The sequence below is a fragment of the Nocardioides lijunqiniae genome (assembly GCF_015024225.1).
In the GTDB taxonomy this organism is placed as follows: Bacteria; Actinomycetota; Actinomycetes; order Propionibacteriales; family Nocardioidaceae; genus Nocardioides; species Nocardioides lijunqiniae.
Genome location: NZ_JACJGM010000051.1, coordinates 1 through 22105, shown reverse-complemented (window position 1 = coordinate 22105; position 22105 = coordinate 1). Strand labels below are relative to the sequence as shown.

Below are 22105 nucleotides of genomic sequence, written 5' to 3'. Positions count from 1 at the left end.
TGCCTTGGCTCACGGGGTCTCGACGGGCGCTCGTCGCTGGCGCTCCTCACTGCTCGACCACCGATACGTGGTTTCGAGGCTCGCTGCGCTCGCACCTCAACCACCGCACTCGGCCCCACCGGTGGTCGAGCAGCGAGCGCAGCGAGCGTCCGTCGAGACCCCCGCACCCGGCCGCCTGCCTCGGCTCACGGGGTCTCGACGGGCGCTCGTCGCTGGCGCTCCTCACTGCTCGACCACCGGGGGTGTGGTTTCGAGGCTCGCGGCGCTCGCACCTCAACCACCGTGTCTCGGCCCCTTTCGGTGGTCGAGCAGCGAGCGTCAGCGACCAGCGATGGTGGTGCGAGCGCCGCGGGCCCTAGAGGGTGGACTGGACGCCGGCGAGGAGCTGGCGGGCCATGACGATGCGCTGGACCTGGTTGGTGCCCTCGTAGATCTGGGTGATCTTGGCGTCGCGCATCATGCGCTCCACGGGGTAGTCGCGGGTGTAGCCGTAGCCGCCGAGGACCTGGACGGCGTTGGTGGTGACCTCCATGGCGACGTCGGAGGCGAAGCACTTGGCGGCGGCGCCGAAGAAGGTGAGGTCGGGGTCGTTGCGCTCGGAGCGGCCGGCGGCGGCGTAGGTCATCTGGCGGGCGGCCTCGACCTTCATGCCCATGTCGGCGAGCAGGAACTGCAGGCCCTGGAAGTCCGCGATCGACTTGCCGAACTGCTGGCGCTCCTTGGCGTAGCCCAGGGCGAAGTCGAGCGCGCCCTGCGCGACGCCGACGGCCTGGGCGGCGATGGTGACGCGGGTGTGGTCGAGCGTGCGCATGGCGGTCTCGAAGCCGGTGCCCTCCGCGCCGATGATGCGGTCGCCGGGGATCCGCACGCGGTCGAGGTAGACCTCGCGGGTGGGCGAGCCCTTGATGCCGAGCTTCTTCTCGGGAGCGCCGAAGGACACGCCCTCGTCGGACTTCTCCACCACGAACGCCGAGATGCCGCGCGAGCGCGACTCGGGGTCGGTGACGGCGAGGACGGTGTAGTACTCGCTGACGCCGGCGTTGGTGATCCAGCGCTTCACGCCGTCGAGCACCCAGTCGTCGCCGTCGCGCACGGCACGGGTCTTCATCGACACCGCGTCGGAGCCGGCGTCGGGCTCGGAGAGGCAGTAGGAGAAGCCGCCCTCGCCGCGGGCCAGCCGGCCGAGGTACGTCTGCTTGAGCTCCTCCGAGCCGGCCAGCTGCACCGGGAGCGAGCCGAGCTTGTTGACGGCCGGGATCAGCGAGGACGACACGCACACGCGCGCGACCTCCTCGATCACCAGCACGGTCGCGAGCGCGTCGGCCCCGGCGCCGCCGTAGGCCTCCGGCACGTGGGGTGCGTGGAAGTCGGAGGCGAGCAGCGCGGCGGCCGCCTCCTCGGGGTAGCGCGCCTCCTCGTCGACCGCGGCGGCGTACGGCGCCACCTTGGCCTCCGCGACGGCGCGGACCGCCTCGCGGATCGCGCGGTGCTCCTCGGACAGGGCGTACATGTCGGTGCTCATCTCTGGTCTCTCCCCCGGGTGGTGCGTCGGTGCGTGTCGTGCGTCAGTAGTCGTAGAAGCCGCGGCCGGACTTGCGGCCGAGCAGGCCGGCGTCGACCATCCGGGCCAGCAGCGGCGGCGGGGCGTAGAGCGGCTCCTTGAACTCCTCGTAGAGCGACTCGGCCACCGCCTTGGTGGTGTCGAGGCCGATCAGGTCGGCCAGCGCCAGAGGGCCCTGTGGGTGCGCGGCTCCCAGGACCAGGCCGCGGTCGATGTCGGCGGCCGTGGCGAAGCCCGACTCGAGCATCCGGATCGCGGAGAGGATGAACGGGATCAGCAGCGAGTTGACGACGAAGCCCGCGCGGTCCTGGCAGTCGATCGCCTGCTTGCCCAGCGAGCCCTCGACGAACGAGCGCGCGCGCTCGGTGGTCTCGGGCGAGGTGAGCAGGCTCGGGACCAGCTCGACCAGCGCGAGCACCGGCACCGGGTTGAAGAAGTGGATGCCCATCACCTGCTGGGGGCGGCTGGTCACCACGCCCAGCTTCATGATCGGGATCGAGGAGGTGTTGGACGCCAGGATCGCGTCGGGCGACTCGACGATCCGGTCGAGCTCGCGGAACAGCGCCACCTTGGCGGACTCGTCCTCGACGATCGCCTCGACGACGAGGTCGCGGTCGGCGAGCGCGGACAGGTCGGTCTCGACCCGCACGCGCGCCAGCACGTCCTCGGCGGAGTCGATCTTGCCGCGCTCGGCGGCCCGGTGCAGCGAGCGCTCGAGGCGCTCGCGCCCTGCCTTCGCGGCGTTCTCGTTCGCCTCGACGACGACGACGTCGAGCCCCGCGCGGGCCGACACCTCCACGATGCCGCTGCCCATGAGCCCGAAGCCCACCACGCCGACACGACTCACGCTCATTGCATCTCCTCTGGTACGGGGTTCCGTCATTATGGTACTCAGTACCACCGAGCAGCGGAGGAGGGTCCATGCCCACGGGTTCACCGACGGGGTCGCCCACGGGGTCGCCCACGGAGGAGCGGCTGCGCGCCGCGGCGTTCGAGCTCTTCGAGCAGCAGGGGTACGACGCCACGACGGTCGAGTCGATCGCCGAGCGCGCGGGCGTCGGCCGCACCACCTTCTTCCGGGCGTTCGGGTCGAAGGAGGACGTGATCTTCCCCGACCACACCGACGTGCTCGCCCGGGTCCGCCAGCGCCTCGCCGCCTCCGCGGCGGCCGACACCCCCACCGCCGTCACCGAGGCCGCCCGTCTGGTGCTGCGCCGCTACCTCGACGAGGGCGACCTCGCTCGCGCCCGCTACCGGCTGACGCGCACCATCCCGGCCCTGCGCTCGCGCGAGATCGCGCACCTGCAGCAGTACCAGCAGGAGTTCCGCGACCACATCCGCCGCTGGACCGGCGAGCAGCCGGGCGCCGACCTGCGCGCCGAGCTGATGGCCTCCTCGGTCGTCGTGGCCCACAACCACGTGCTGCGCCGCTGGCTGCGCGGTCTCACCGACGACCCCGAGCGCGAGTTCGACGCCGCGATGGCGCAGGTGCTGCGCACCCACGCCCCCTCCGTCACCGGCGACGACTGGGCCGACGGCCGGGCCGACGGCGGGGCCACCGTCGTCGTGCTCCGCAGCCCCGTCGACCCCGAGGCGGTGCTCCCCGCCCTGCGCCGTGCCCTCGCGCAGGCCGAGCAGGCCGAGCAGGCCGAGCAGGCCGAGGGGAATGGTCGCGCCACCGACCCGGTTGAGCCCTCATGACCTCCTGGCAGGACCCCGAGTCCGTCCGACTGATGCTCGACGACCTGGAGACCTGGGCGGTGGTCGGCCTGTCCGGCGACCCCAGCCGCACGGCGTACTCGATCGCCGAGCTGCTCCAGCAGCGCGGCAAGCGGATCGTCCCGATCCACCCGTCCGCCGCCGGTCCCGAGGGACTGACGGTCCTCGGCGAGCAGGGCTACGCCTCGCTGGCCGACGTGCCGTTCCCGATCGACGTCGTCGACGTCTTCCGCCGCTCGGAGGCGGCCGGCGAGTTCGCCGACCAGGCCGTCGCCGTCGGTGCCAAGGCGGTGTGGTTCCAGCTCGGGGTCGTCGACGAGGCGGCCTTGGAGCGCACCACCGCGGCCGGGGTCGCGATGGTGATGGACACCTGTCCCGCGATCGAGTGGCGCAAGCGCTGAGCCGCGGCCAGGGGCCGGCCCGGGCGTGGGGGGCCTGGCTGCTGCTGAGCCAGCCCGTCGTCATCGCGGTCCAGCTGCTGGTCGCGTCGCGCTGGCCGGGCTTCGACCACGTGCGCGACACCGTCAGCGACCTCGGCAGCCAGGCCTCCCCCGCGCACGTGCTGATGAACGTCTCCTTCGTCGTCATCGGCGGGGCGCTCGCCGCCGGCGCCGTCCTCACCGCGCCGCACCTCGGACGCGTGCCGGCCGGGCTGCTGCTGGTCTCCGGGGTGGGGTCGCTGGCCGTCGGGCTGGCCCCCGTGGACACCGCCCCCGGCTGGCACACGGCCGTCGCCCTGCCGGTCTTCGTGGCCCAGCCGCTCGCGCTGCTGCTCCTGGGCGCGCCCCGCCGCGGCACCACCCTGGGGCGGGAGCTGCTGGTCGCGGGCGTCGTGGCCGCGGCCGGCTCGACGGCGTTCGGGGTCACCCTGGCGCTGGACACCTCCGGCGGCCTGGTCGAGCGCTTCGCGCTGTGGAGCTGTCACCTGGGCGTCGCCCTGCTCGGGTACGCCGTGCTGAGAGGTCTCCTCCTCGAGGACCGGTGATCGGGACCTGAGGTGGACGTGGAGGGACCCTCCGGCTCCCTAGCGTCGTCGGCATGACGATCCTCCTCAGTGACCCGCGGGTCGCAGCGGTGCCGGTGCTCGACCTCGGGGAGCCGCTGGTGCCGCTGGACGCCGCCCTCTCCCCCACCCGTCAGCTCGTCCGCCGCGCCCTCGCCGACCGGCTCGAGGTCGCGCACGACCTGCTCCCCGCCGGCATCGGCCTGCTGGTCGTCGAGGGACACCGTCCCGTCGCCGTCCAGCACGAGATCGTCGCGAGGTACGGCGCGCAGGTGCGCGCCGCCCACCCCGGTGTCTCGGACGCGGAGGCCCACCACCTCACCAGCCGGTTCGTCTCCCCCGTGGCGGTCGCGCCGCACGTGGCCGGCGCCGCCGTCGACCTCACCCTCGTCGACGCGTGCGGCGACGAGCTCGACCTCGGGACCGCGATCGACGCGACCCCCGAGGAGAGCGACGGACGCTGCTACTTCGCCGCCGACGGCATCGGCGCCGACGCCCGCGCCCACCGCGCCCTGATGGCCCGCGTGCTCGGCGACGTCGGCCTGGTCAACTACCCGACCGAGTGGTGGCACTGGAGCTTCGGCGACCGCTACTGGGCCCTGACCACCGGCGCCCCCCACGCCCTCTACGGTCCCGTCGACGTCCCGGTCGCGGCATGAGCGCCCTCGCGATGCCCCTGGCGGCCGCACCGGCCCACGGCCACGGCCCGTCGCTGTCCGTCGACCTCGCCGCCGTTGCCGCCAACACCCGGCTCTTCGCCGCGCGCACCGACGGCGCGCTGATGGCGGTCGTCAAGGCCGACGGCTTCGGCCACGGCGCCGTCGACGTCGCCCGCACCGCGCTGGCCAACGGCGCCTCGTGGCTGGGCGTCACCAGCATCGACGAGGCGCTGCCGCTGCGCACCGCCGGACTCCGCGCCCCGGTGCTCAGCTGGCTCAACCCGGTCGACGCCGACTTCGGCACGGCGATCGCCTCGCGCATCGACGTCGCCGTCCCGAGCCGGGAGCACCTCGACGCGGTCACCCGCGCCGGTGTCGGGGCCCGGATCCACCTGCAGCTCGACACCGGCATGGCCCGCGACGGCGCCTCCCCGTCGGCCTGGCCGGCACTGTGCCGGGCGGCCCGCCACGCCGAGCGGCTCGGGCAGGTCAGCGTCGTGGGCGTCATGGGCCACCTCGGCTGCGCCGACGTGCCCGACGACCCGGCCAACGCCGCCGGCCGCACCCGCTTCGCCTGGGGTCTCGAGGTCGCCCGGGCCAACGGCCTGCGCCCTCCCCTGCGCCACCTCGCCGCGACCGCGGCCACCCTGCACGACCCGCTGAGCCACCACACCATGAGCCGCGTCGGCGCCGGCCTGGTCGGCATCGACCCGTCGGGGTCGACCCGCCTCTCCGCCGCGATGACGCTGACCGCGCCCGTGGTCGGCGTGCGCCGGGTGCGCGCCGGCACCCCCGTCGGCTACGGCCACGACTGGGTCGCCCCCCGCGCGACGAACCTCGTGCTCCTCCCCCTCGGGTACGCCGACGGCCTGCCGCGCGCCACCGGCGGTCGCGCCGAGGTGCTGCTCCGCGGCCGCCGCTGCCCGGTCGTCGGGCGGGTCTCCATGGACCAGGTCGTGGTCGACGTCGGCAGCGACGTGGTCGCCGCCGGCGAGACCGCGGTCGTCTTCGGGCCCGGCCACGGCGGCGAGCCGACGGTGGCCGAGTGGGCCGCGTGGGCCGACACCATCGAGCACGAGATCGTCACCGGCATCGGCCGCCGGGTGGTCCGGTCATGAGCGCCTCCCGGACCCGGGTCGCCGTCATCGGCGGCGGCCGCAGCTGCGAGCACGAGGTGTCGCTGGCCTCCGCGGCCTCGGCCGCCGCCGCGCTCGACCCGCGCGCCTACGACGTGGTCACGCTGACCATCGACCCGCACGGCACCTGGCTCGACGCCGGCGGACGCCCGATCGGCCTGGCCGGCGCCGCCCACGTGCTGCGCGGCTGCGACGTGGTCCTGCCCGTCGTCCACGGCCCCCACGGCGAGGACGGCACCCTCGCGGCGCTGTGCGAGCTCGCCGGCCTGCCCTACGTCGGCTCCGGCGTCGGCGCGGGCGCCCTGGCCATGGACAAGTGGGTGACCAAGCTCGTGGCCGGCGCGGTCGGCGTCATGACCGCGCCGGGCGTGCTGCTGACCGCCGCGACGGCACCGACGTACCCGTGGACGCACCCGGTCGTCGTGAAGCCGGTCGCCGCCGGCTCCAGCCACGGCGTCAGCCTCGTCGAGCGGCCCGACCAGCTCGACGAGGCGCTCGCCGCGGCGCTGGCCGTCGACGACCGCGTGCTGGTGGAGGACCTGCTCGTGGGCCGCGAGGTCGACATCGCGGTGATCGCCCGTCCCGACGGCTCCCGCCTGCTCTCGCCGCCGCTCGAGATCGTCGTGGACGGGCTGTTCGACCACGACGCCAAGTACGGCGGCACCGCCGACTTCCGCATCCCCGCCGCCCTCACCGAGGCCGACGGCAAGGCCGTGGCCGACGCCGCCCTGGCGGTGTTCGACGCCCTGGGCTGCCGCGGGGTCGCCCGCGTCGACTTCTTCGTGACCGACGCCGGCGTGGTCCTCAACGAGGTCAACACGATGCCGGGGTTCACCGAGCACTCCCAGGTCCCGCGCATGTACGCCGCCGCGGGGCTCGACTACCCCGACCTGCTCGACCTGCTGGTGCGCGACGCGCTCACGACCGCGGCGCCGTGCGGATAGCCGGGATCGACCTCCTGCGCGGCATCGCCGTCGGGCTGGTCATGCTGCGTCACGCCTTCCCCGAGCCGTTCGCGGGCGCCGGCGTCGTGGGGGTGGTGATGTTCTTCGCCCTGTCGGGCTACCTGATCACCGGTGTGCTCACCGGCGAGCTGGAGCGCGAGGGACGCGTCGACCTCGGCCGCTTCTACCGGCGCCGGGCGCGGCGGCTGGTCCCGGCGCTGCTGTTCCTCGTGGCCGGGGTCGTGGTCGTGACGCTGCTGCTCGACCCGCTGGACGACCGCGACGAGCTGGCCAAGACGGTGCTGGTCGCGCTGACCTGGACCGGCAACCTGCCCTTCGGCCACGCCAGCGACGCGACCTTCCACCTGTGGACGCTCGCGACCGAGGAGCAGTTCTACCTCGTCTGGCCGGCGCTGCTCTCGCTCGCCTTCGCGCGCCGCCGGGTCGGCACGGCGCTGGTCCTCACCACGCTCGCCTGCCTGCTGGCGTGCGTCGCGAGCCTGGTGTGGCTGGGCGACGACCCCGACCTGGCCTACAGCCTGCCCACCTCGTGGGCGGTGTGCTTCGTGATCGGCGCCGCCACAAGGCTGCACGCCGACCGGCTCGTCCTGCCCGTCTGGGCGGCGCCGGTGGCGCTGGCGGGACTGGGCGCGCTGAGCGTGGTTCCATTGCGTGGTCATGCGCTCACCTACCTGGCGGGAGGCCCGGCCATCGCTGCCCTGACCGCGGTGCTCCTGGTCTCCTGGCGCACCTGGACCCGGGTCGACGCGCCGGCGCTCACGGCGCTGGTGTGGCTCGGCACGGTGTCCTACGGCGCCTACCTCTGGAACTACCCGCTGACCCTCTGGCTGCGCCCCCACCTCGACCTCGCCGGCCCCGTCGCGGCCGCGCTGACGATCGCCCTCGCGGCCGTCAGCTGGTACGCCGTCGAGCGGCCCACCCAGCGCCGTCGGGTCCTCACCCCGGTGGCGACGTGACCGACGAGCGACGCTGGCTGCCCGACCTGGGCGCCGGCCTGGTGGTGCTGCTCCTCGGCCTGCTGGAGGTGGCCAACCGCGACTACATGGTGGACCGCGACGGACTGGTCCTGGTCGCGCTGGCCATGGCGGGGGCCGTGGCCCTGAGCCGCCACGCGCCGGCGGCCTCCCTGGCGCTGGTCTGGCTCATCGGGGTGCTCCAGGTGGTCAACGCCGTGGAGCTGATGCTCGTCGAGCTGGCGATCGCCGTCGTCGCCTTCGGGTGCGCCCGGTGGGGGTCGACGGCGACGGTGTGGGTCAGCGTGCTGTCGATCCCGGCCGCCGCCGTCATCGCGGTGGTCTACGTCGGCATCAACGGGCTCGGCGGCCTCGTGGAGGGCGCCGGCTTCGAGCAGGTCGTCGAGGACCGCTACAGCTACGGCGACACCTGGCAGGTCGCCGCCGCCGTGGTCGGCATGGCCCTGCTCGGGGTGCCGTGGCTGGCCGGCCTCACCCTGCGCTTCGTGGCCCGCGCCCAGGCCTCGCGCGCCTCGCAGGAGCACGCCGAGGAGGAGGCCGCCCAGGCGGTCATGGAGACCGAGCAGGCCCGCGAGATCGCGCGGCTCCGCGAGGAGCAGACCCGCCTCGCCCGCGACGTGCACGACGTGGTCGGGCACTCCCTGGCGGTGATCCTCGCCCAGGCCGAGTCGGCGCAGTACCTCAGCGACGTCGACACCCAGAAGCTCAAGGTGACCATGGAGAACATCGCCACCTCCGCACGCTCCTCCCTGCAGGACGTCCGGCAGGTGCTCACTCCGTCCGACCGCGCCGAGCCGCTGCGCAGCGCCGAGCTCGACGAGCTGATCGCGGGGGTGCGCGCCAGCGGTCACGAGGTCGTCTCCAGCGAGGTCGGCGCCGTGCAGCCGCTGCCGCCCGAGCTGGAGGTCGTGGCCTTCCGGGTGCTCCAGGAGATGCTCACCAACGCGATCCGCCACGGCCGCCGCGACGAGCCGGTCTTCGTCGAGCGCCACTGGCCCGACGGCAGCTGGGTCGGCGAGCTGCGCATCGAGGTGCGCAACGTGGTCGACGCCGCCGCCGACGAGACACCGCCCGGACAGGGCCTGGAGGGGATGCGGCGCCGGCTGGAGTCGGTGGGCGGCCGCCTCGACGTACGCCGTCGGGCCGCCACCGAGGGCGAGACGTTCACGGCCACGGCGTGGGTGCCGGTGCGGGCGGGGGTCCAGTGACCGGCTCGGGACCCGCGCCGATCCGGGTGCTGCTGGTCGACGACCAGGACCTCTTCCGCGAGGGGGTCGCCGTGATCGTCGGCGCCCAGGAGGGCATGGAGGTGGTCGGCCAGGCCGGCGACGGCCTCGAGGCCGTGCGCATGGTCGGCGAGCTGGCGCCCGACGTGGTGCTGATGGACATCCGGATGCCCGAGATGGACGGCGTCGAGGCGACCCGGCAGATCTTCCTCCCCGAGCGCGTCGCAGCGCGGGACCGGCCGGTGCGGGTGATCGTGCTGACGACGTTCAACCTCGACGACCGGGCGGCCACCGCGATCCGCCACGGCGCGAGCGGCTTCCTGCTCAAGGACACCACCCCGATCCTGCTGCGCGACGCGATCCGCACCGTCCACGCCGGCAACGCCGTGCTGGCGCCGGAGGACCTCTCGACCCTGCTCGAGGGGCAGTTCCGCGCGCAGCGACCGGTGCCGACGTCCTACCTCGGGCTCACCGAGAAGGAGCGCGAGGTCTTCGCCGCCGTGGCGCGCGGGCTGTCCAACACCGAGATCGCCGCGCTCGTGTTCGCCGGGGAGTCGACGGTCAAGACCCACGTCGGCGCGATCCTGCGCAAGCTGGGCCTGCGCGACCGCGTGCAGATCGTGGTCTTCGCCCACGAGCACGGGCTCACCGCCTGACGAGGTCGCGCGCCCTGTCGGCGGCGGCGCCCACGACGCGCTCCACCGGGCCCCGCCGGCCGGCGGCGACGAACACCGCGCCGATCGCCAGCAGCACCAGCGCGTGCGGCACGAAGGTGCCGTCGTCCTCGGGCCACAGCGTCTCGGTGCGCAGCAGCACGTGCAGGCTGTAGAGCGTCAGCGTCATGGTGCCCGCGCCGAAGACGATCGCCAGCACCCGCTCGCCGAAGGGGCCGACCAGGCCGACCACCAGCAGGCACGTCCCGATGACGACCAGCGCCGTCCCGGCCGTGTGCGCCAGGTCGAACGGCGTCGAGCTGTGCGGCGCGACGACCAGCAGCCAGTCCCAGCTCCCGTCGGCCGGGGTGCCGCCGTACATGCTCGGCTCGGTGGCGCGCCGCAGCTCCTCGGGGCCGCCGGAGCGACCCAGCTCCTCCAGGAGCCGGTCGGCGACGCCGGGACGGGCGAGCAGCAGGCGGGAGACCCCGACCGCAGCGGCGGCGAGCACGGCGCCGACGGCGGCGAGACCCAGCTGCACGGCGCGCCGCGAGAGGTCCATCCGGCCGATGCCGAGGCCGACGAGGAGGTAGGCCAGCCACGGCAGCACCGGGTAGTAGCCGGTGACGGCCAGCTCGCCGAGGAGCCGGGCCGGGTCCGCCAGCTGCGCGAACGTCGGGCTCTCGAAGCCACGCGCGGGCAGCTCGGGACGCAGCACCTGCGTGACGACCGGCGCCAGCACCAGCCAGACCGCCGCCAGGGCCAGCGCCGCCGGTGCGCGCAGCCCGACGAAGGCCAGCCCGCACAGGAACAGCAGCCCGTAGTAGGTGAGGATCACCGCGAGCCCCGAGTCGGGCTCCCCCAGCACCAGCCCGACCACCGCCACGAGCAGCGCCCGCACGGCGAGCCCGGCCGAGCGCGCGGCCCGCTCGCGTCCCCTCACCGGCGTGCGCCCGCCGGTGATCAGCGCGAGGCTGACCCCGGCCAGCACGGCGAAGAGGGCGGAGGCCCGGCCGCCGGGCAGCCACTGACCGACCGCCAGGCGGCCGTCGGGCCCGTAGTCCTCGGCGACGTGGGTCGCGACCATGCCCAGGAGCGCCACGCAGCGCGCGACGTCGAGACCGACCAGGCGCGAGTGGCTCAGAAGCCGACCTTGCGCCCGCCGCCGCCGCGTACGGCCTCGCCCTTGGCCTGCGCGGTCCGCTTCAGCTCGGCCTGGAAGTCCACCATCCGCTGCTGGAGCGTGGGGTCGGCGGCGGCGAGGATGCGCACCGCCAGCAGGCCGGCGTTGCGGGCGTTGCCGATGGCGACCGCCGCCACCGGGACCCCCGCGGGCATCTGCACGATGGAGAGCAGCGAGTCCATGCCGTCGAGGAACTTCAGCGGCACCGGCACGCCGATGACCGGCAGCGGCGTCACGGCGGCGAGCATGCCCGGCAGGTGCGCGGCACCACCGGCGCCGGCGATGATCACCGACAGTCCCCGCCCGGCGGCCTGCTGGCCGTAGGCCAGCATCTCCTCCGGCATCCGGTGCGCCGAGACCACGTCGGCCTCGTAGGCGACGTCGAACTCCGCGAGTGCGTCGGCCGCCTCCTTCATCACCGGCCAGTCGGAGTCCGACCCCATGACGATCCCGACGCGTGCCTGCTCAGCCATCTCATTCACTCTCGTTGCCGAGGTCTCCCCGGAACCAGGCCGCCGCGTGGCGGGCCCGCTCCAGGCAGTCCTCGAGATCGTCGCCGTAGGCGTTGACGTGGCCGACCTTGCGGCCGGGGCGCAGCTCCTTGCCGTACAGGTGCACGCGCAGCCGCGGGTCACGGGCCAGCGCGTGCGGGAAGCCGTCGTAGAGGCGACCGACCTGGTCGTCGGGGCCGCCGAGGATGTTGACCATCACCGTCCACCGCGCCCGCGGCTCGGGCGAGCCCAGCGGCAGGTCCATCACCGCGCGCAGGTGGTTCTCGAACTGCGAGGTGACCGCGCCGTCCTGGGTCCAGTGCCCGGTGTTGTGGGGACGCATCGCGAGCTCGTTGACCAGGATCCGGCCGTCGCGGGTCTCGAACAGCTCGACCGCCAGCACGCCCACGACGTCGAGCGCGCCGGCCACGGTGAGCGCGACCTGCTGGGCCTGGCCGGCGAGGTCGGGCGAGAGGTCCGGGGCGGGGGCCACCACCTCGTGGCAGATGCCGTCCTTCTGGGTCGAGGCCACCACGGCGTACGCCGCCGCCTGGCCGCTCGGCGAGCGGGCGACGAGGGCGGACAGCTCGCGTCGGAAGTCCACCCGCTCCTCGGCGAGCAGCGCGACTCCGCTCTCGCCGGCGACGCGGAACGGCTCGGCGCAGTCCTCGGCGGTCTCGACGAACCAGACGCCCTTGCCGTCGTAGCCCCCGCGGGTCGTCTTGAGCACGCACGGCAGGCCGAACGCCGCCACCTCCTCGACCGAGGCGACCAGCGCGTTGCGCGGGCACGGCACGCCCAGCTCGGCCAGGCGGGCGCGCATCACGCCCTTGTCCTGGGCGTGCACCAGCGCGTCGGGCCCGGGGCGCACCGCGATCCCGGCGTCCTGGAGGGCGTGCAGGTGCTCGGTGGGGACGTGCTCGTGGTCGAAGGTCACCGCGGCACAGCCCTCGGTCACCCGGAGCAGCGTGTCGAGGTCGCGGTGGTCGCCGACGAGCTGGTCGGGGATCACCTGGGCGGCGGAGACGCCGTCGGCCTCGGCCAGCAGGCGGAGGGGCAGCCCCAGCGCGATCGCGGGCTGAGCCATCATCCGGGCGAGCTGGCCGCCACCGATGACCGCGAGGGTCGGAGCGAGTGCCACGCCGCAACCCTAGCCACTCCCACTCTGGCCAGTCCTACGAGGGCCAGTCCTACTCGGTCGGGCGCTCGCCGGTCTCGAAGCGCAGGCCCCGGCCGCGGACCGTGGTGATCAGGTGCGGGGCCCGCGGGTCGTCGCCGAGCTTGCGGCGCACCCAGCCCACGTGGACGTCGATGGTCTTCGAGGAGGTCCAGAAGCTGGTGTGCCACACGTCGCGCATGAGCTCGTCGCGCGTGACGACGTCGCCGGCGCGAGAGATCAGGGCGTGCACGAGGTCGAACTCCTTCCGGGACAGCACGACCTCCTGGGCCCCCCGCCAGGCACGCCGGCTCTCGGGGTCCAGTCGCACGTCCTGCACGTCGAACACCCGCCCACGGTAGGGAGTCGGCACCCCCGGGCGTGGGGTGATCGGCGCAAACTTGTCCGACCGGACTAGTCCGGCCGGCGCGCTCAGTGGCGACGTACGGCGACCGGCTCGACCAGGCCGAACCCGCGCACCGGTCGTGCGGGCAGCCGGCGGGTGTCGAACTGGTCCGCGGGCAGCAGCGCGGCGGTGGCCGCGTCGATGATGATCCGGTTGCGCCGCGCGACCGCGGTGAGGCGGGCGGCCATGTTGACCGGCGGGCCGAAGACGTCGCCCAGCCGCATGACGACGGAGCCGCTCGCGAGGCCGACCCGCACGTCCGGCATCCGCGCGTCGCGGCCGATGACGTTGATGATCCCCTCGGCGGTGTCGTAGGCGGCGACGGGATCGGTGTTCACGAACAGCACCGAGTCGCCGAGGCTCTTGATGACGCGGCCGCGCTGAGTCGCGATCACGTCGGCGCAGCGCGACTCGAACAGCTCGACGAGGTCGCCGACCTTCTCGCGGGAGATCTCGTTGGAGAGCGCCGTGAAGCCGACGATGTCGGCGAAGCCCACGGACACCTCGGTGGTGTGCAGGTCCTCCTCGTTGGCGCTGAGCGCCTCCATGCGGACCACCGCGGCGGCGAGGTGGCGGCGCCAGGAGTAGATGAGCAGCGACTCGAACGGGTCGGTGAGGTCCTCGATCAGGCGCAGCGCGGAGCCGATCCGGGTGCCGGTGGCCTCGTCGCCGGACTCCAGCTCCTCTACGCGGTGCACGAGCGCGCCGACCTCCCAGTCGGCCAGGCGCGCCATGGTCTGGCCGACGGCGCGGGTGAGATTGACCGCCAGGTCGAAGTCGAAGAGCCCCGCCTCGATGGCCCGCACCAGGGTGGAGACCGCCTCGACGTCGGCGCCGTTGAAGGCGCGCTCGGCGCCGTGCTCGGGGAAGCCCAGGGCGCGCCAGAGCCGGCGCGTCTCGTCGAGGGACACCCCCGCCGCCGCCGCGACCTCGGCGGCGTTCAGGTGCGGCTCCTCGCGCAGGATCGCCCGCTCGAGGGAGTCCTCGTCCGCCTCACCCATCGCGTCGGGCCTGCCCGCCGGTCAGTGGCCCTCTTCGAGGTTCGCGGCGCCGCCGTGCAGCTCGTGGAGCAGCTCGTTGAGGCGGCGCTGGGTGTCCTCGACGCGGGGGATGTCGGGGAGCAGCACCTGGCCGTGGGTGCTGGCGTCGCTGATGACCAGCGTGCCGCAGCCGAGCATCCGGTCGATCAGGCCGAGCTCGTAGGCGACGTCGCTGATGCGCGAGAGCGGGATGTCGTGGCCCTTGCGGGTGATGATGCCGTGGCGGGTGATGAGCCGGCGGTTGGTGATCGTGTAGGACGCCATCATCCAGTCGAGGGCCGGCCAGAGGACGAACCACAGGATCCCGACCAGGGCGATCGCCCACACCACCAGGCGCGCCGTCGAGTTGTCGACGAGGACCTGGAAGGCCACCGCCGCCGCCAGCAGGACGACGAGCGCCAGCAGCGGGACGAGCAGCGCCTTGGGGTGCGTGCGCGTGCTGACGACGATGCGCTCGCCGGGGTTCAGCAGCTTCTGCGAGATGACCACGGACGGATCATGTCACTGATCGGCGGGACGCACGTGGACCACGTCACCGGCGGCGACGTACTGCGTCCCGTCGAGGCTCTCGACCACCAGCCGGCCGCCGGGGTCGACGCCCGTGGCGCGACCGGTCAGCGCGGAGCCGTCGGGGAGGTCGACGCGGACGTCCTGGCCCACGGTGACGCAGGCCGACGCGTAGGACTCGGCCAGGCGCAGTCCGGTGTGGTCGCCGCCGGCCTGCCAGGCGTCGTAGGCCTCGCGCAGGGTGCTCAGCACCGAGACCAGCACGTCGGTGCGGTCCGGCTCGGCGCCGGACTCGATGGCCAGCGAGGTGGCGGTGGGCACCGGCAGCTCCTCGGCGGTCATGCCGACGTTGAGGCCGACGCCGACGACCGCGGCGGGGCCCTGCGGCGTCTCGATGCGCTCGATGAGGATGCCCGCGACCTTCTTCTCGCCGATCAGCACGTCGTTGGGCCACTTCACGCCGGCGTCGTAGCCCTGTGCCTTGAGCGCCTTGTCGACGGCGTAGCCGGTCAGGAGCGGCAGCCACGGCCACGAGCGGGTGGGGGCGCTGGGGCGCAGGACCACCGAGAACGTCAGCGCGCTGCCCCGCGGGGTCTCCCAGGTGCGGTCGAGGCGGCCACGGCCGCCGGTCTGGTGGTCCGCGACCACGACGTACCCGTCGGCCGCGCCGGCCTGCGCACGCTCGACGGCCACCGCGTTGGTGGACGGAACGGCGTCGAGGACCTCGATCGAGACGTCCGCGATCACGTCGGGGGTGAGACCGGTCAGGCGGCCGCTGTCGAGGGGTGGGCGCAGAGTCTGGTCCGAAGTCACGGGCACTACCCTGTCGCAGCAGACGCAGCGAGGCCAGCCGAACGGTCGAAACAGGAGAGATGCGCGTGAGCACACAGCCAGGAGAAGGCACCGAGATCCCCGCTGAGGAGACCGGCATCGACATCCACACCACGGCCGGCAAGCTCGCGGACCTGGACCGTCGCCTCGACGAGGCCGTGCACGCCGGCTCCGCCAAGGCCGTCGAGAAGCAGCACGCCAAGGGCCGCCAGACCGCCCGCGAGCGGATCGAGCAGCTCTTCGACGAGGGCTCGTTCGTGGAGCTCGACGAGCTGGCGCGGCACCGGTCGACGGCGTTCGGACTGGAGCGGACGCGGCCCTACGGCGACGGCGTCATCACCGGCTACGGCACCATCGACGGCCGCCAGGTGTGCGTGTTCTCGCAGGACTTCACCGTCTTCGGCGGCTCGCTGGGCGAGGTCTACGGCGAGAAGATCACCAAGGTCATGGACCTGGCGATGCGCACGGGCTGCCCCATCATCGGGATCAACGAGGGCGCCGGCGCCCGCATCCAGGAGGGCGTCGTCTCGCTCGGCCTGTACGGCGAGATCTTCAAGCGCAACGTGCACGCCTCGGGCGTCATCCCGCAGATCAGCCTGATCATGGGCAACTGCGCGGGCGGTCACGTCTACTCCCCCGCCGTCACCGACTTCACGATCATGGTCGACAAGACCTCGGCGATGTTCATCACCGGCCCCGACGTCATCAAGACCGTCACCGGCGAGGACGTCTCGATGGAGGACCTCGGCGGCGCGCGCGCCCACAACACCAAGTCCGGCAACGCCCACTACATGGGCGCCGACGAGGAGGACGCGCTGGAGTACACCAAGGCGCTGCTGTCCTACCTGCCGCAGAACAACCTGGACGACCCGCCGATCTACGACGAGGTCCCGGACCTCACCGTCACCGACCTCGACCGGTCGCTCGACGTGCTGATCCCCGACTCCCCCAACCAGCCCTACGACATGCACGACGTGATCACCGCCGTCGTGGATGACGAGGAGTTCCTCGAGGTGATGCCGCTGTTCGCGCCCAACATCATCATCGGCTACGGCCGCGTCGAGGGCCGCTCGGTCGGCATCGTGGCCAACCAGCCGATGCAGTTCGCCGGCACCCTCGACATCGACGCCTCCGAGAAGGCCGCACGCTTCGTGCGCACCTGCGACGCGTTCAACATCCCGGTCCTGACCTTCGTCGACGTCCCGGGCTTCCTGCCCGGCACGGACCAGGAGTGGAACGGCATCATCCGCCGCGGCGCCAAGCTGATCTACGCCTACGCCGAGGCCACCGTCCCGCTGGTCACCGTCATCACCCGCAAGGCCTACGGCGGCGCCTACGACGTCATGGGCTCCAAGCACCTCGGCGCCGACATCAACGTCGCCTGGCCCACCGCCCAGATCGCCGTCATGGGCGCCCAGGGCGCGGCCAACATCGTGCACCGCAAGGAGCTCGCCAAGATCGCCGACGACGGCGGCTCCCCCGAGGAGGTCGAGGCGCGGCGCGCCGAGCTCATCGACGAGTACGAGACCACGCTGGCCAACCCCTACATCGCGGCCGAGCGCGGCTACGTCGACGCCGTGATCAGCCCCCACGAGACCCGCATCGAGATCGTCCGGGCGCTGCGCCTGCTGCGCTCCAAGCGGGCCACCCTGCCGGCCAAGAAGCACGGGAACATCCCCCTCTGATGGCCGACTCGACCGAGCCGACCGGGCCGACCGGGCCGACCGACGCCGAGCCGGCGCGCCCGCTGCTGCGGGTCGTCGGCAGCGACGCCACGCCCGAGGAGATCGCCGCGCTGGTCGCCGTGCTCTCCTCCCTCGGTGGGGACGCCGCTCCGGCCCCCCGGCGTACGCCCGAGTGGTCGTCGCACCACCGCACCCTGCGCCGTTCGTTCCCCCACGGACCGGGCGCGTGGCGGAGCAGCGGCCTGCCGCGCTGACGCGCTGCCGTTTCCCCAAGGGATGCAGGTGAGACGTCACTTCCCACGACGCGCAGCCCCCGGGAAGTGATGCTCCGGCGAGGGAAGTGGGCCCCGAGAACGCCGCTCAGCCGGCCATCCGCAGGCCGCGGCGCACCCGTGCCGCCGTCAGCCGGGGCCGCTCCAGGTCGTCCCAGACCAGGCGCACCATGCCGAAGCCGGTGGTCTCGCGCAGCAGGTCCTCGCGCTGCTTCTCCGCGAACACGACGTCGCCCGGCTCGAGCCCGGGCCGCATCAGCCGGCCGTACTTGATCCTCCCGTCGAACTCGCCGAGCAGGCGGTGCTCGGGCCAGCCCCAGTCGCAGGTGCCGAGGAGCACCCCGTCGGCGTCGTGGACCTCGAACTGCGTCTGCGGGCGCGGCAGGTGGGCGGCCCAGAACAGGTGCCGTCCGAGGGTCTCCCCCGGCGACTGCGCCCCGCCGTCGGCCATGCGGACGGGCACGTGCATCGCCTGCATGAACGGCCAGCGCTCCATCGCCGCGAACTGGCTCATCAGCTCGTCGTGGGTCGCCAGGTCGCGGGCGAGGAGCGAGTCGAGGGGCACCAGCCGGGCCGCGCCCGAGGCCCGGGAGCCGGCCTCCAGCACGCACCGCTCGGGCCTCAGGACGAGACTCCCGTCGACCACGCGGACGTCGCTGTCGACGCACACGCCCTCGTGGTGCACGACGTCGGCCTCGATGCGTCCGGCCCCGCCGTCGAGACGGGTGACGTGGACACGGCTCAGGTCGTGGCCCCAGACCGCCAGGTCGTGCGCGACCGCCCCCGACACGTGGCTCAGCGCGACGACCGAGCCGTGGGAGTGGAGGACGGCGAGGCTCAGCACGCGGTGCCGGCCGACGTCGTCCAGGCCCGCCCAGGTGCCGCTCATGACGAAGTAGCCCCGCCGGAACCGGTGCCACCGCCCGTAGCGCACCTCGCGGCGGATCTCGCGGTCGCCGTAGCCGACGTCGTGCGCCTGGGCCGTCGTGAAGAAGCCGTGCCACTCCTCCATCGCTCGCTTGAGGCTCACTCCCCGTGCGCTGCAGACCGAGGGAAGTGACGCTTCGGCTGCATCCCTTGGGGAAACCGCGCCCGCCGCCCCGCGCGCGACCCGTGCCCGTAGGGTCGACCCGTGCCCTCCTTCGTCCTCGCGTCGGCCTCGCCGGCGCGGCTCGCCACGCTGCGCAGCGCCGGCGTCGAGCCCGTGGTGATCGTGTCCGGTGTCGACGAGTCGCAGCTCGACGGACTCCCCCCGGCGGAGCTGGCGCTGCAGCTCGCCGAGCTCAAGTGCGCGGCCGTCGCCGTGCTGGCGGGTCTGCCGGACGACGCGCTGGTGCTGGGCTGCGACTCGGTGCTCGAGCTGGACGGCCAGGCGCACGGGAAGCCGAGCGACGCCGCCGAGGCAGTGAGCCGCTGGCGCGCCATGCGCGGGCGGACCGGGGTCCTGCACACCGGCCACTGCCTGCGCGAGGCCGGCTCGGGCCGGGTCGCGGCAGCGACCGCGTCCACGACCGTGCACTTCGCCGACGTCACCGACGAGGAGATCGACGCCTACGTCGCGACCGGCGAGCCGCTGCACGTGGCCGGCGCCTTCACCGTCGACGGGCTGGGTGGGGCCTTTGTCACGGGCATCGAGGGCGACCACCACAACGTGGTCGGGGTCAGCCTGCCGCTGCTGCGCGAGCTGGTGGCCGAGCTCGGCGCCTCCTGGACGGATCTCTGGACTTCGCCCGAAGAGGTCTCCCAGGCCGCCCCGCTGGCGTAGGCTCGGCCCACCGGATGCGGACATCGGGCCGGCGAGGATCTTGAGGCGATCTTGAGGATCGCCAGAGGTTCTCGCGGGGACGGTCTTGAGCGTGCTTGCGCACACTGGAGGCCGAACGCACCAGAACCGGAGGACCACCCCACGTGAACGCCGAGAGCAGCGGGCAGGACGCACCGCCCACCACCATGGCCGGCATGCCGGTCGATCCCTTCGTGCGCACGCCGGACCCCACCCTGGCCGCCTACGCCCACGAGTTCCTGGACGCGGTCGAGGAGCTGCCGACCTACCGCCCCACGGTCGGCTGCATCATCCCGGCCTACAACGAGGGCGAGACCATCTCCGGCGTGCTCGACTCGCTGCTCCAGCAGACGCGCCTGCCCGACGTCATCCACGTCATCATCAACAACTCCAGCGACGACTCCGTGGAGGTGGCGAGCCACTACGCCGGCCCGCACACGCGGATGACCGCCAGCGGTGAGCAGAGCACGATCGTCTACGTCCACGACATCGGCAAGAACCCCGACAAGAAGGTCGGCGCGCTCAACTACGGCTACTCCCTGGTCGAGCACATGGACTTCCTGCTCGGCGTCGACGGCGACACGACCCCCGAGCCCGACTGCGTCGAGCAGCTCGTGTCCGAGATCGCCAGCGACGACCGCATCGGCGGCATCTCCGCGATCTACTCGATCGACGACAGCGCCCTCGACGGCCCCATGGCGAAGTTCCTCATCGCCGGCCAGCGGGCGCAGTTCTCCGCGTTCAACATGCAGAACCTCCTCAAGGGCCGCAACATGGCGGTGCTCGGCGGGCAGTTCTCCATCTTCCAGACCCAGGCACTGCGCGACGTCATGCGCGACAGCCACCAGCGCACCCCGTGGGTCAAGGACTCCGAGGTCGAGGACTCGCTGCTCTCGCTCCAGATCAAGAGCGCCGGCTACCTCACCAAGATCAGCGCCCGGGGCCGCGCCCACGTGGGCGGCATGACCACGCTCCGCTCGCTGGACGCCCAGCAGGTCAAGTGGAACTTCGGCGCCATCGACCTGATGTGGCCCGGTCAGCGCGGCGACACCAAGGGCCAGCCGCTGCACCCCAACCTGCGACTGCGCTGGTTCGAGCACCTGTCGATGGTCGTCAACATCACGACCCGCTTCATGTTCGGCATGCTGCTCATCGGCTCGATCTGGATCAGCGCGTTCGTGTTCAGCCCGCTGTGGCTGATCCCGCCCTTCTCCGCGGTGCTGCTCAACTGGCGCGTCGCGCGCTCGATGGAGTTCGCCAACCGCCGCGACTACCTCTTCGCCATGCTGCTGGCACCGGCCGAGGTCTACATGTGGATCCGGATGGGCCACTTCGTCCGCGCGTGGCTGAAGTTCTTCAGCAAGCAGCAGACCGACAACTGGGCCGCCCAGGCCAAGGCCGAGCGCGGGCAGGGCACCGCCTGGCTCTACCCCTTCGTCGCCGTGCTGCTGATCTTCGTGGTGGCCGCGGCCGTGTGGAGCCAGGTCCCCCTCGAGATCCAGTCCGACGTGCTCGCGACGGGGTGGCCCATCCTCGGCGTCATCACCGTGCTGCAGACTGCATGGATGCTGATCAAGGGAAGCAAGCGCTACCGCGGGTTCAAGGCATGAGCGCCGTCGTACGGCGGGGCCTGCGGGCCACCGTCGCGGGTCTCACGCTCGCCCTCGCGCTCTCCGGGTGCTCCATGCTGGACGGCCAGGACGAGCCGGAGGCCGAGACGACACCGGCCCCCAGCCAGACCGCCGTCCAGAACGCCGTCGACTCGCAGTTCACGCGCGACGGCACGTTCCAGTCGCACATCGACATCGACGGGGTCGACTTCGTCTACACGATGTACCCCACCAAGTCGACGCCGCGCACCAACGAGTGGTACCCCGGCGGCAACAAGTTCTTCACCGTCACCCTGCAGGGCTACGACCTCGACCGCGGCCTGCGCGACAAGTTCGCGACCAAGCGCAAGGTCTACCTCGACCGGGTCTCGGTCCGCTCGACCACGATGACCGAGGCCGGCCCCGGCACGGAGACGCCCTACCGGCTCAACGTCGACGCCCGCAAGGTCACCTTCGACCCCGAGCCGGTCACGACCGACAAGGGCATGCTGATCACCTCGCCCAAGGGCTCCTTCGAGCTGCGCAACCAGAAGATCGGCGCGATGTCCCCCGACACCCGGGGCGTCACCCTGGCGTTCAACGCCACGGTGTGGATTGAGGAGTCCCCGGGCAGCAAGAAGTTCTACAAGCGCCAGGTCCGCCAGTCCGTGCCGATCGCGATCTTCGAGTCCGACACGCCCACCGTGGCCACCCGGATCCCGATCAACAGCAACTGACGGGCACGAGCCGGCCGAGGGCCTGCCCCAGGTCCTGGGGCAGGGGTCGAGGCCGGCTCAGATCTCCGCGAGGCGGTAGCCGACGCCGCGCACGGTCTCGATGAACTTCGGGCTCGCCCCGTCGTCACCGAGCTTGCGGCGCAGGTTGGTCATGTTCACCTCGACGGAGCGCTTGTCGGCCTCGTTGACGAAGTACGACGTGACGTACTGCTGGCCGCGCATCGTCAGCACCAGGTCGGCCTTGCTGCGCACGCGTCGGCCGGTGCCGAGCAGCGAGGCCAGCAGGTCGAACTCCACGCGGGTCAGGTCGACCGAGGCGCCGCGCACGCTGACGACGCGGGCCTCCTGGTTGAGGACCAGGCCGTTGAAGCGGATCGTCGCGCCATCGACCGTGGGCGCCGAGCCGGAGACCGGGGGCGCCGCGGAGTAGATGACGGGCTCCACCACCGGGGCCGGAGCCGGCGCGGGCGCCGCGGGAGCGGGCGCCGCAGGCGCAGGGGCCGCGGGTGCCGGCGCCGGCTGCGCCACC

25 protein-coding genes are annotated in these 22105 nt (G+C 73.0%); 14 read left to right on the top strand and 11 right to left on the bottom strand.

From position 1 onward, the window contains the following. Positions 1-355: 355 nt before the first annotated feature. Together IRQ30_RS21850 and IRQ30_RS21845 are read right to left on the bottom strand one after the other, a co-directional pair. Positions 356-1522 carry an acyl-CoA dehydrogenase family protein gene (locus IRQ30_RS21850; protein ID WP_193610499.1) on the bottom strand — a complete coding sequence of 389 codons (1167 nt, stop codon included), beginning with the start codon at positions 1520-1522 and terminating at the stop codon, positions 356-358. A gap of 43 nt (positions 1523-1565) precedes the next feature. Further along, on the bottom strand, positions 1566-2408 hold the full coding sequence (locus tag IRQ30_RS21845) for a 3-hydroxybutyryl-CoA dehydrogenase (RefSeq protein WP_476703684.1): 843 nt from the start codon (positions 2406-2408) through the stop codon (positions 1566-1568). A 74-nt stretch (positions 2409-2482) separates the two neighbouring features. On the opposite strand from IRQ30_RS21845, the gene IRQ30_RS21840 reads away from it, so the two are divergent. The 9 genes from IRQ30_RS21840 to IRQ30_RS21800 are packed head-to-tail and all read left to right on the top strand — an operon-like array spanning position 2483 to position 9899. Further along, on the top strand, positions 2483-3262 hold the full coding sequence (locus IRQ30_RS21840) for a TetR/AcrR family transcriptional regulator (protein WP_193614956.1): 780 nt from the start codon (positions 2483-2485) through the stop codon (positions 3260-3262). After that, positions 3259-3681 carry a CoA-binding protein gene (locus IRQ30_RS21835; protein WP_193610502.1) on the top strand — a complete coding sequence of 141 codons (423 nt, stop codon included), beginning with the start codon at positions 3259-3261 and terminating at the stop codon, positions 3679-3681. Before IRQ30_RS21840 ends, IRQ30_RS21835 begins: the two co-directional genes overlap by 4 nt. Continuing rightward, positions 3666-4265 (top strand): DUF998 domain-containing protein, encoded by a 600-nt coding sequence (locus tag IRQ30_RS21830; RefSeq protein ID WP_193614955.1) that lies wholly within the window; start codon positions 3666-3668, stop codon positions 4263-4265. The genes IRQ30_RS21835 and IRQ30_RS21830 overlap by 16 nt, the downstream gene beginning before the upstream one ends. Before the next feature lie 53 nt (positions 4266-4318). Next, positions 4319-4942, top strand: a complete 624-nt coding sequence (locus tag IRQ30_RS21825) for a M15 family metallopeptidase (RefSeq protein WP_193614954.1) — start codon at positions 4319-4321, stop codon at positions 4940-4942. Further along, positions 4939-6060: an alanine racemase gene (alr, locus tag IRQ30_RS21820; RefSeq protein WP_227467951.1), complete on the top strand. Its 1122-nt coding sequence runs from the start codon at positions 4939-4941 to the stop codon at positions 6058-6060. The genes IRQ30_RS21825 and alr overlap by 4 nt, the downstream gene beginning before the upstream one ends. Further along, entirely contained in the window at positions 6057-7022 is a 966-nt protein-coding gene (locus IRQ30_RS21815) for a D-alanine--D-alanine ligase family protein (protein WP_193614953.1), read from the top strand. The genes alr and IRQ30_RS21815 overlap by 4 nt, the downstream gene beginning before the upstream one ends. Next, entirely contained in the window at positions 7013-7999 is a 987-nt protein-coding gene (locus IRQ30_RS21810) for an acyltransferase family protein (RefSeq protein WP_338089818.1), read from the top strand. The genes IRQ30_RS21815 and IRQ30_RS21810 overlap by 10 nt, the downstream gene beginning before the upstream one ends. After that, positions 7996-9225, top strand: coding sequence for a histidine kinase (locus tag IRQ30_RS24325; protein WP_193614952.1), 1230 nt, complete (start codon positions 7996-7998; stop codon positions 9223-9225). The genes IRQ30_RS21810 and IRQ30_RS24325 overlap by 4 nt, the downstream gene beginning before the upstream one ends. Further along, on the top strand, positions 9222-9899 hold the full coding sequence (locus tag IRQ30_RS21800; RefSeq protein WP_193614951.1) for a response regulator: 678 nt from the start codon (positions 9222-9224) through the stop codon (positions 9897-9899). The genes IRQ30_RS24325 and IRQ30_RS21800 overlap by 4 nt, the downstream gene beginning before the upstream one ends. Here the strand turns inward: IRQ30_RS21800 and IRQ30_RS21795 are convergent. From IRQ30_RS21795 to IRQ30_RS21765, 7 genes are all read right to left on the bottom strand, one after another. Beyond that, the gene (locus tag IRQ30_RS21795) at positions 9889-11025 is read right to left on the bottom strand and encodes a heparan-alpha-glucosaminide N-acetyltransferase domain-containing protein (RefSeq protein WP_227467957.1); all 1137 of its coding nucleotides are present in this window, start codon (positions 11023-11025) and stop codon (positions 9889-9891) included. The genes IRQ30_RS21800 and IRQ30_RS21795 overlap by 11 nt on opposite strands. Before the next feature lie 11 nt (positions 11026-11036). Continuing rightward, positions 11037-11552, bottom strand: coding sequence for a 5-(carboxyamino)imidazole ribonucleotide mutase (gene purE, locus IRQ30_RS21790; RefSeq protein WP_193614949.1), 516 nt, complete (start codon positions 11550-11552; stop codon positions 11037-11039). A gap of 1 nt (position 11553) precedes the next feature. Then, on the bottom strand, positions 11554-12711 hold the full coding sequence (locus IRQ30_RS21785; protein WP_193614948.1) for a 5-(carboxyamino)imidazole ribonucleotide synthase: 1158 nt from the start codon (positions 12709-12711) through the stop codon (positions 11554-11556). 49 nt (positions 12712-12760) lie between these two features. Beyond that, the gene (locus IRQ30_RS21780; protein ID WP_193614947.1) at positions 12761-13075 is read right to left on the bottom strand and encodes a winged helix-turn-helix domain-containing protein; all 315 of its coding nucleotides are present in this window, start codon (positions 13073-13075) and stop codon (positions 12761-12763) included. Between the two features lie 83 nt (positions 13076-13158). Beyond that, complete coding sequence (locus IRQ30_RS21775; RefSeq protein ID WP_193614946.1) at positions 13159-14133, bottom strand: adenylate/guanylate cyclase domain-containing protein; 975 nt, start codon at positions 14131-14133, stop codon at positions 13159-13161. A gap of 21 nt (positions 14134-14154) precedes the next feature. Then, on the bottom strand, positions 14155-14661 hold the full coding sequence (locus tag IRQ30_RS21770; RefSeq protein WP_193614945.1) for a PH domain-containing protein: 507 nt from the start codon (positions 14659-14661) through the stop codon (positions 14155-14157). 12 nt (positions 14662-14673) lie between these two features. Next, on the bottom strand, positions 14674-15492 hold the full coding sequence (locus IRQ30_RS21765) for a biotin--[acetyl-CoA-carboxylase] ligase (RefSeq protein ID WP_338089817.1): 819 nt from the start codon (positions 15490-15492) through the stop codon (positions 14674-14676). 116 nt (positions 15493-15608) lie between these two features. Between IRQ30_RS21765 and IRQ30_RS21760 the strand changes: the two genes are divergently transcribed. Together IRQ30_RS21760 and IRQ30_RS21755 are read left to right on the top strand one after the other, a co-directional pair. Further along, positions 15609-17195, top strand: coding sequence for an acyl-CoA carboxylase subunit beta (locus IRQ30_RS21760; RefSeq protein ID WP_476703683.1), 1587 nt, complete (start codon positions 15609-15611; stop codon positions 17193-17195). Next, on the top strand, positions 17195-17449 hold the full coding sequence (locus IRQ30_RS21755; protein WP_193614943.1) for an acyl-CoA carboxylase subunit epsilon: 255 nt from the start codon (positions 17195-17197) through the stop codon (positions 17447-17449). Before IRQ30_RS21760 ends, IRQ30_RS21755 begins: the two co-directional genes overlap by 1 nt. A 106-nt stretch (positions 17450-17555) precedes the next feature. On the opposite strand, the gene IRQ30_RS21750 is transcribed toward IRQ30_RS21755, so the two are convergent. Beyond that, entirely contained in the window at positions 17556-18497 is a 942-nt protein-coding gene (locus tag IRQ30_RS21750) for a type IV toxin-antitoxin system AbiEi family antitoxin domain-containing protein (RefSeq protein WP_193614942.1), read from the bottom strand. Positions 18498-18599: 102 nt separating this feature from the next. On the opposite strand from IRQ30_RS21750, the gene IRQ30_RS21745 reads away from it, so the two are divergent. From IRQ30_RS21745 to IRQ30_RS21735, 3 genes are all read left to right on the top strand, one after another. Beyond that, positions 18600-19232 (top strand): Maf family nucleotide pyrophosphatase, encoded by a 633-nt coding sequence (locus IRQ30_RS21745; RefSeq protein WP_193614941.1) that lies wholly within the window; start codon positions 18600-18602, stop codon positions 19230-19232. Positions 19233-19375: 143 nt separating this feature from the next. Continuing rightward, entirely contained in the window at positions 19376-20860 is a 1485-nt protein-coding gene (locus tag IRQ30_RS21740; RefSeq protein ID WP_338088015.1) for a glycosyltransferase family 2 protein, read from the top strand. Beyond that, positions 20857-21576 (top strand): hypothetical protein, encoded by a 720-nt coding sequence (locus tag IRQ30_RS21735; RefSeq protein ID WP_193614940.1) that lies wholly within the window; start codon positions 20857-20859, stop codon positions 21574-21576. Before IRQ30_RS21740 ends, IRQ30_RS21735 begins: the two co-directional genes overlap by 4 nt. 57 nt (positions 21577-21633) lie before the next feature. Here IRQ30_RS21735 and IRQ30_RS21730 read toward each other — a convergent pair. Continuing rightward, positions 21634-22105, bottom strand: a 472-nt coding sequence (locus IRQ30_RS21730) for a winged helix-turn-helix domain-containing protein (protein ID WP_193614939.1), incomplete at its 5' end; no start/stop codon positions are given.

Coding starts and splice junctions, on each gene's coding strand:
- IRQ30_RS21850 (WP_193610499.1), bottom strand. CDS start 1,522: ATGAGCACCGACATGTACGCCCTGTCCGAGGAGCACCGCGCGATCCGC.
- IRQ30_RS21840 (WP_193614956.1), top strand. CDS start 2,483: ATGCCCACGGGTTCACCGACGGGGTCGCCCACGGGGTCGCCCACGGAG.
- IRQ30_RS21835 (WP_193610502.1), top strand. CDS start 3,259: ATGACCTCCTGGCAGGACCCCGAGTCCGTCCGACTGATGCTCGACGAC.
- IRQ30_RS21825 (WP_193614954.1), top strand. CDS start 4,319: ATGACGATCCTCCTCAGTGACCCGCGGGTCGCAGCGGTGCCGGTGCTC.
- alr (WP_227467951.1), top strand. CDS start 4,939: ATGAGCGCCCTCGCGATGCCCCTGGCGGCCGCACCGGCCCACGGCCAC.
- IRQ30_RS21815 (WP_193614953.1), top strand. CDS start 6,057: ATGAGCGCCTCCCGGACCCGGGTCGCCGTCATCGGCGGCGGCCGCAGC.
- purE (WP_193614949.1), bottom strand. CDS start 11,552: ATGGCTGAGCAGGCACGCGTCGGGATCGTCATGGGGTCGGACTCCGAC.
- IRQ30_RS21775 (WP_193614946.1), bottom strand. CDS start 14,133: ATGGGTGAGGCGGACGAGGACTCCCTCGAGCGGGCGATCCTGCGCGAG.
- IRQ30_RS21755 (WP_193614943.1), top strand. CDS start 17,195: ATGGCCGACTCGACCGAGCCGACCGGGCCGACCGGGCCGACCGACGCC.
- IRQ30_RS21735 (WP_193614940.1), top strand. CDS start 20,857: ATGAGCGCCGTCGTACGGCGGGGCCTGCGGGCCACCGTCGCGGGTCTC.